The organism is Pseudomonas sp. S37 (assembly GCF_016658545.1).
Taxonomy (GTDB): Bacteria; Pseudomonadota; Gammaproteobacteria; order Pseudomonadales; family Pseudomonadaceae; genus Aquipseudomonas.
On record NZ_JACVZC010000185.1, the window covers coordinates 1 to 6,456 of the forward strand.

The following is a 6,456-nucleotide window of genomic DNA, read 5'->3' on the forward strand; positions in this document are numbered from 1 at the left end:
TGACGGGCATCCATGCCCGTCACCTCCCTCCGCATGCCCTTCGCTCGGCCTACTGAAGTCGCAATCGGCGTCGCTTGGGCTATCGCGCGCTTAGAAGCAAAGTCAAAAGCCGGAGCAAGAGCAAGAGCAAGAGCAACTAACGGCAGCCAATTACTGCTTCGAGGCGATAGCCTTTTCAATAGCTGCCCGGAACTCCGGATCATCCGGCTTGGTCAGGCTGGAGAAGTTACCGATCACCTTGCCCTTGCGATCAACAACATATTTGTAGAAATTCCACTTCGGCGCACTGCTCTGGCTAGCCAACTCGGCAAACAACGGTATCGCATCCTTGCCTCGCACTGCCTGCGTCTTGGTCATGGTGAACGTGACACCATAGTTGGCATAGCAGACCTTGGCCGTCTTCTCGCTATCGGCATCTTCCTGCTTGAAGTCATTGGACGGCACACCCAGCATTTCCAGGCCCTGCTCGTGATACTCCTTGTAGGTCGCCTCCAGTCCCTCGAACTGCGGCGCAAAACCGCAATAGCTGGCCGTGTTCACCACCACCAGCGGCTTGCCGGCAAACCGCTCGCACAACTCGACCTGCCCCTTGCCGCGCAACTCCGGCAAGCTGCCCTGCAACAACGCCGGGCAGTCGGCAGCCCAGCACGATGCGCTGGCAAGCAAGGCCAGCACCGGCACCGTCAACCAATGTGCACGCATGTCAGTTTTCTCCCGCATGACAATCCTTGAGCTTGCAGGGTAGCGCCTAACAAACACTCATGCCCAGCTGCATCAACGCCATCCCGCCCTGGTGCCAGCCCCACCACACCAGGGCCAGCAGCAACAGCGCAGCAACGGCCAGCAGCCCGCGGGCCAGATAGCGGTTCATGCGGCTTGGGCCTGCAAGCGGGCGACCGGGCGCTCGCGCACCGGCCAGTTGAGGGCTGCGGCCAGCAGGCTGAGCAGGATGGAAATCTGCCAGACCAGGTCGTAGCTGCCAGTACGGTCATACACCACCCCGCCCAGCCAGCCCCCCAGAAACGCACCCAACTGGTGGAACAGGAACACGATCCCGCCCAGCATCGACAGGTTGCGCACGCCAAACACGGTGGCTACTGTGCCATTGGTCAGCGGCACCGTGGACAACCACAGCAGGCCCATGGCGATGCCGAAAAGGTAGGCACTGAACTGGCTCACCGGCGCCCACAGGAACAACACGATCACCACCGCCCGCAGCAGGTACAGCCCGGTGAGCAGGCGCGGCTTGGACATGCGCCCGCCCAACCAACCCGCGGTGAAGGTACCGACGATATTGAACAACCCCACCAGCGCCAGCACCGTAGTGCCAGTGGTCGCGGCCAGGTGCTGGTCGACCAGGTAGGCCGGCAGATGCACGCCAATGAACACGACCTGGAAACCACAGACAAAGAAGCCCAGCGCCAGCAGCCAGAAGCCGGAGTGCGAGCAGGCCTCGCGCAACGCCTGGCCCAGGGTTTGTTCGGCGCCATGGCTAGGTAACGGGCGGTCGCGCAGCATGCCGACGAAAGGCACAATGAACGCTACCATCACCCCCAGCACCAGCAACGCTGCCGACCAGCCCAGCCACTGGATCAGGCCAAGAGTGCCTGGCAACATGGCGAACTGGCCGAACGAACCGGCGGCGCTGGCGATCCCCATGGCCATGCTGCGTTTTTCGGCAGGCACGGCCCGCCCGACTACACCAAGAATGACCGAAAACGAAGTGCCGGACAGGCCAATGCCGATCAGCAAGCCCGCGCTCAGCGACAGCGACCAGGCCGAGTCGGCCATGCCCATCAGGATCAAGCCGACGGCGTACAGAATACCGCCAATGATCACTACCCGCGCCGCCCCCAGGCGATCGGCCAAGGCGCCGGCGAACGGTTGCGCCAGCCCCCAGATCAGGTTCTGCAAGGCGATGGCGAAGGCAAATACCTCACGGCCCCAGCCAAAATCAGCGCTCATGGGCGCCAGGAACAAGCCGAAACCGTGCCGCACACCCAGGGACAGCGCCAGAATCAACGCCGCCCCAACCAATACCCATCCGCTGGTTCGCCACACCGAAGTCATTGTCGTTATCTCCAGCACATCGCAAGGTTTTTGCGGGTATATACCCGCTTATAGTCGTGTCAATTCAGGCCAGTTGGCCCAACAAGCGCACCAGCTCATCGCGCGGCCCTACCCCCAGCCGCTCCACCAATTCCGCTTGCGCCTGTTCCCAGGCAGGGTAAGCCGCCTGTAGCAGTTGCGTACCTGACTCGGTCAACAGCACAACGCGGTTGCGCTGGTCATCACCATCGGCCAACGCCACCAGCCCTTCAGCCTCAAGTACTCGCAGGTTGCGGCCCAGGGTACTGCGCTCCAGGCCCATGGCCTCGGCCAGGGTGGTAATGCTGGGGCGGTCAAGCCGCTGCAGGTGCCGAAGCAAGGAAAACTGGGCGACATTGACCCCGAAGCCGGCAAGGGCCTCGTCGTAATGCCGGCTCACCCCGCGGGCGGCACGACGCAAATGAGTACAGATACATTCACTGGTCAGCATGGATACGTGTATATACCCGCGCTTTGCTTGTTGCAAGAAGTTTCACGACTACAGGCAAGCATCAATCGGGACTCAGGCGACGGCGAATGGGTTCGAACTCCACTGTAGCCTTACGCGGCAAAGGGTCTGGTGCGCCCTGCTCAATAGCTTGCCAGTAACCCCACGGCACCTTGGCTGAACCCAGTTCGTAATCCATGCCGTCCCAGTTGTCTTCACGAAAGCTGTAGAACGCCCAGTGCAACTGGTTGCGCTCCAACACGCTGAGCACGTCCTCCAGGTATTGCCGACAACCCGGCAACCGGCGCATGCAGCCGAACTCCCCCACCACCAAACGTGAGCGTGGCAGGTTCATGGCGTCAGCCCAATCCAGGGGCTGCTGCAAGTAACGCCCGACACGCTGGCCGTCCCACTGCTGGCTTTGCCCGGCGAAGGGTGCCGGGCCGGGATAGGCGATAGGCTGCTTGCGGGCCATGTTTGGCGCACTGGTGGCAAAGTAGGGCTCGTACATGTGCACACTGTAGAGAACACGCGAGTCCTCCAGCGGGGCAGGCCAGTAACCGAAGGCATCTGCCGCAGCAAACCAGCCGGCATCCAGCATGATCGGCGTGTCAGCGTCCTCCTCGCGGATGCTGGCAATCAACTGTCGATAGAACGCCGGCAGATCTCGCGCACCGCCCCGCTCACGCGCGTACCACTGCTGCATGTGCCCGGGCTCGGCGTGCTCGGCAAGGCCGCCGTGTTTCTCCGGTGCCGGCTCATTGACCAGGTTGTAGGCGGCGATGGCCGGGTGGTCCTTAAGCTCGCGCGCTACATCGCGCCAGAACGCCGCAGCTTGCGACCAGTAGCGCTTGTCTTGCCAGAGACGGTCATCGAACTGACCCTGGTTGTTTTGCGACCAACGCATGCCGGGCAGCGAAAGCGGTGCGATGACCACCTTCAGCCCTGCCCGGTGTGCTCGGTCCAGCGTGGCACGCAACGTCGCCAGGTCGGCTGCAGGCAAGCCCTGATAAGCATCGGCATTGCCAAGCAGGAAATCTCGATTTGCCGGTTGCCATTTGTCGTATGACAGCCGCACCCAGGTGGCGCCATAGCCAGCCAAGGCATCGAAATAGGCTTGATCGGGCGGCAAGCGATTGAAGCTGTTGCCGCCGTGGCGGGGGTTGCCCCAGAAGCTCATGAGGTCAGCTGCCACGGCAGCAGGCGCCAACCCCATCAGCAAGGCACAGAGAATCAAGTGACGCATGGCACGTTCCTCGACGACAAAGCAGCGAGGATAAGCCAACCACCAAGTTATTGGCTTTTACTGATATTTTTCAGGATTTTTCCTGCATTATTGACTCAGAAACCTCCTACAAAAACTTCCTACAGCCCCAGCGCCAAGCCGAGCAGTACGGCCAGTTCAAGCAACTCCAGCAGCGCGCCGGCAGTATCGCCGGTAGTACCGCCCAGGCGTCGGCACATCAGCTGCCGCAACCAGGCAAATACCAGCATTGCCAGCACCACGCTCCATCCACCCAGCAACAGGCTGAAAAGTACACACCCCAGCAGCACCCAGCCCGCTGCCCGCCGCGGCAGGTGCTCTGCCAGCGCCTGCCCAAGCCCGCCTGGGCGCACATAAGGCGTGCACAGGAACAATGCCAGCATCGCCGCTCGCCCGAGCAGCGGCGCCAGCAGCAGCTGTGCTCCAACGCCCTGCTCGACCAACACCCACAAGGCACAGAACTTCAACAGCAGCACCAGCACCAGGGTCACCACGGCAATCGGCCCGCTGCGCGGGTCCTTCATGATGTGCAAAGTGCGCTCACGGTCGCCAAAACCACCCAGCCAGGCATCCGCACTGTCCGCCAGGCCATCCAGGTGCAAGGCGCCACTGAGCAGCACCCACAGCGTCAGCAGCAACGCCGCCTGCAACGCGGCGGGCGTACCTTGCAGCAGGTGGCTGGCCAGCCACAACAGCAGGCCGAACAGCAGCCCGACCAAGGGGTAGAACAACAGCGAACGCCCCACGTCACGCGGTGCCGGCATACCCGGCAGGCTCACCGGCAGGCTGCTGAGAAACTGCAAGGCAATCCAGAACGGCAACATTTCAGCGCTCCTCGACCAGTTGCCCGTCGTCACCCATTACCAGCCGCATCAAGGCGCCATGCCCGACTTCGACTTGCAGCAGCTGTTCCCTGGGCAAACCACGAGCGCGGGCCAGCAACAGCCGCATCACGCCGCCGTGGGTGACCAACAGCACGTGTTTGCCGGCATGCTGCAGGCGCAAGCGTTCGACAGCCGCCAGCACTCGATCAGCGAACACTTCGACCGGCTCGCCATTGGGGGGCGTGAAGGCGTAAGGGTCCGCCCAGAAAAGCCCCAGCGCGTCCGCCTGGTCCTCCATGATCTGCGCGGCGCTACGGCCCTCCCAATCGCCAAAATGCAACTCCTGCAAGGCGGGCTCACGCTGCACCGGCAGACTCAACCGTGCCCCCAGCTCATCGGCAAAGCGCCCACAGCGCTGCAGCGGCGAGCTGACCAGCACTTGCCACGGGCCGGCCTCGGCCACGGCACTGCGCATTTGTGCCCAGCCCTTGTCGGTCAGGGCATCGTCCAGGCTGCCACGCAGGCCGCCCTGCTCCGTTTCCCCATGGCGCAGCAGGTCGAGGATCATGCCGGGCGGTCCGCCACCGCAGCCTCGGCAAAGGTCGCCATCTGCCCATGCAGCGCACAGGCCAGGCGCAACAGGGGTACCGCCAGGGCAGCACCACTGCCCTCGCCCAGGCGCAAGCCCAGGGCCAGCAACGGCTCGGCCTGCAGCGCAGCGAGCAAGGCCTTGTGCCCAGGCTCGGCACCTTGATGGGCGAACAGCAGCCAGGCCCGGCATTGCGGGTTGAGGCGTACCGCCAGCAGCGCGGCAACGCTGCAGATAAAGCCATCGACCAGTACCGCGACGCCCGCCTGCGCGCAGCCGATGTAGGCACCCGCCAGCGCTGCAATTTCGAAACCGCCCACACAGCCCAAGGCCTGCAACGGTTGCTCAGCACTCAGACCATGCAGGCGTAGCGCCTGCTCGATGACCTCGGCCTTGTGCCGCACCCCGGCGTTGTCCAGGCCGGTGCCCGGCCCGCTCAGCTCTGCCGCCGGGCAGCCCAACAGGACGCTGGCCAAGGCGGCGGCGGCCGTGGTGTTGCCAATGCCCATCTCACCACCGATGAACAACTGCGCGCCTTGCTCTGCTGCACGCAGGGCGCTGTCGCGGCCGGCCTGCAAGGCAGCTTGAAGCTGGCTGTCGGTCAGCGCTGGCTGGCGGGCAAAATTCGCGGTGCCGGCGCCCAGGCGCAGATGACGCACGCCAGGCAGCTCCAGTTGCAGGTCGATGGTGCCAAGGTCGACCACTTCCAGGCTGGCCAGCAGCTGCCGCGCCAGCACGCTGATCGCCGCACCGCCGCCGACGAAGTTGCGCAACATCTGCCCGGTTACTGCCTGCGGGTAGGCCGAGATGCCTTCTTCGACCACGCCATGGTCGCCGGCAAAAATGGTGATCGCGGTGTTATCGAGGGCGGGGCGTTCTTGCCCCTGCATGCCAGCCAGCTGGATGGCCAGGCCTTCCAGCTGGCCGAGCGAACCGGTTGGCTTGGTCAATTGCTGCTGACGGGCGCGGGCCTGGTCCATGGCGGCGTTGTCGAGGGGTTGGCAGGGGGTTTGCCACCAGGGTTGGGTCATGGTCGATGGGCCTGTTTGGGGTTGAGAAATAGGTGTTGGGGCTGATAGGTGTTCGCCAAGAGGTGTTCAGCGCCTGTGAAGTCGAGCGCCGCCAAGTGTTCACCGAAGCATTTTCAGCGCCTGTTAAATCGAGCGCCGAAGCGTTCGCCTCGACATATATGGCGCCTGCGAGATCGAGCGCCGCCCGCGCGGCGCTTCGCGGCTAAAGCCGC

The 6,456-nt window shown here is 63.6% G+C and carries 8 protein-coding genes; all 8 read right to left on the reverse strand.

What is annotated here, in order from left to right:
• Positions 1 to 150: 150 nt before the first annotated feature.
• Positions 151 to 702 carry a glutathione peroxidase gene (locus IAE39_RS28595; RefSeq protein WP_201207821.1) on the reverse strand — a complete coding sequence of 184 codons (552 nt, stop codon included), beginning with the start codon at positions 700 to 702 and terminating at the stop codon, positions 151 to 153.
• Positions 703 to 748: 46 nt separating this feature from the next.
• Positions 749 to 871: a hypothetical protein gene (locus IAE39_RS29940; protein ID WP_268934213.1), complete on the reverse strand. Its 123-nt coding sequence runs from the start codon at positions 869 to 871 to the stop codon at positions 749 to 751.
• Positions 868 to 2,070: an MFS transporter gene (locus IAE39_RS28600; RefSeq protein ID WP_236548868.1), complete on the reverse strand. Its 1,203-nt coding sequence runs from the start codon at positions 2,068 to 2,070 to the stop codon at positions 868 to 870. The genes IAE39_RS29940 and IAE39_RS28600 overlap by 4 nt, the downstream gene beginning before the upstream one ends.
• 64 nt (positions 2,071 to 2,134) lie before the next feature.
• The gene (locus IAE39_RS28605; RefSeq protein ID WP_201207822.1) at positions 2,135 to 2,539 is read right to left on the reverse strand and encodes a MarR family winged helix-turn-helix transcriptional regulator; all 405 of its coding nucleotides are present in this window, start codon (positions 2,537 to 2,539) and stop codon (positions 2,135 to 2,137) included.
• A 61-nt stretch (positions 2,540 to 2,600) separates the two neighbouring features.
• Positions 2,601 to 3,716, reverse strand: a complete 1,116-nt coding sequence (locus IAE39_RS28610) for a glycoside hydrolase family 5 protein (RefSeq protein ID WP_236548869.1) — start codon at positions 3,714 to 3,716, stop codon at positions 2,601 to 2,603.
• A 185-nt stretch (positions 3,717 to 3,901) separates the two neighbouring features.
• Positions 3,902 to 4,624, reverse strand: a complete 723-nt coding sequence (locus tag IAE39_RS28615) for an adenosylcobinamide-GDP ribazoletransferase (protein ID WP_201207824.1) — start codon at positions 4,622 to 4,624, stop codon at positions 3,902 to 3,904.
• A 1-nt stretch (position 4,625) separates the two neighbouring features.
• Entirely contained in the window at positions 4,626 to 5,192 is a 567-nt protein-coding gene (gene cobC, locus IAE39_RS28620; protein WP_201207825.1) for an alpha-ribazole phosphatase family protein, read from the reverse strand.
• Complete coding sequence (gene cobT, locus IAE39_RS28625; protein ID WP_201207826.1) at positions 5,189 to 6,244, reverse strand: nicotinate-nucleotide--dimethylbenzimidazole phosphoribosyltransferase; 1,056 nt, start codon at positions 6,242 to 6,244, stop codon at positions 5,189 to 5,191. The genes cobC and cobT overlap by 4 nt, the downstream gene beginning before the upstream one ends.
• Positions 6,245 to 6,456: the final 212 nt, after the last annotated feature.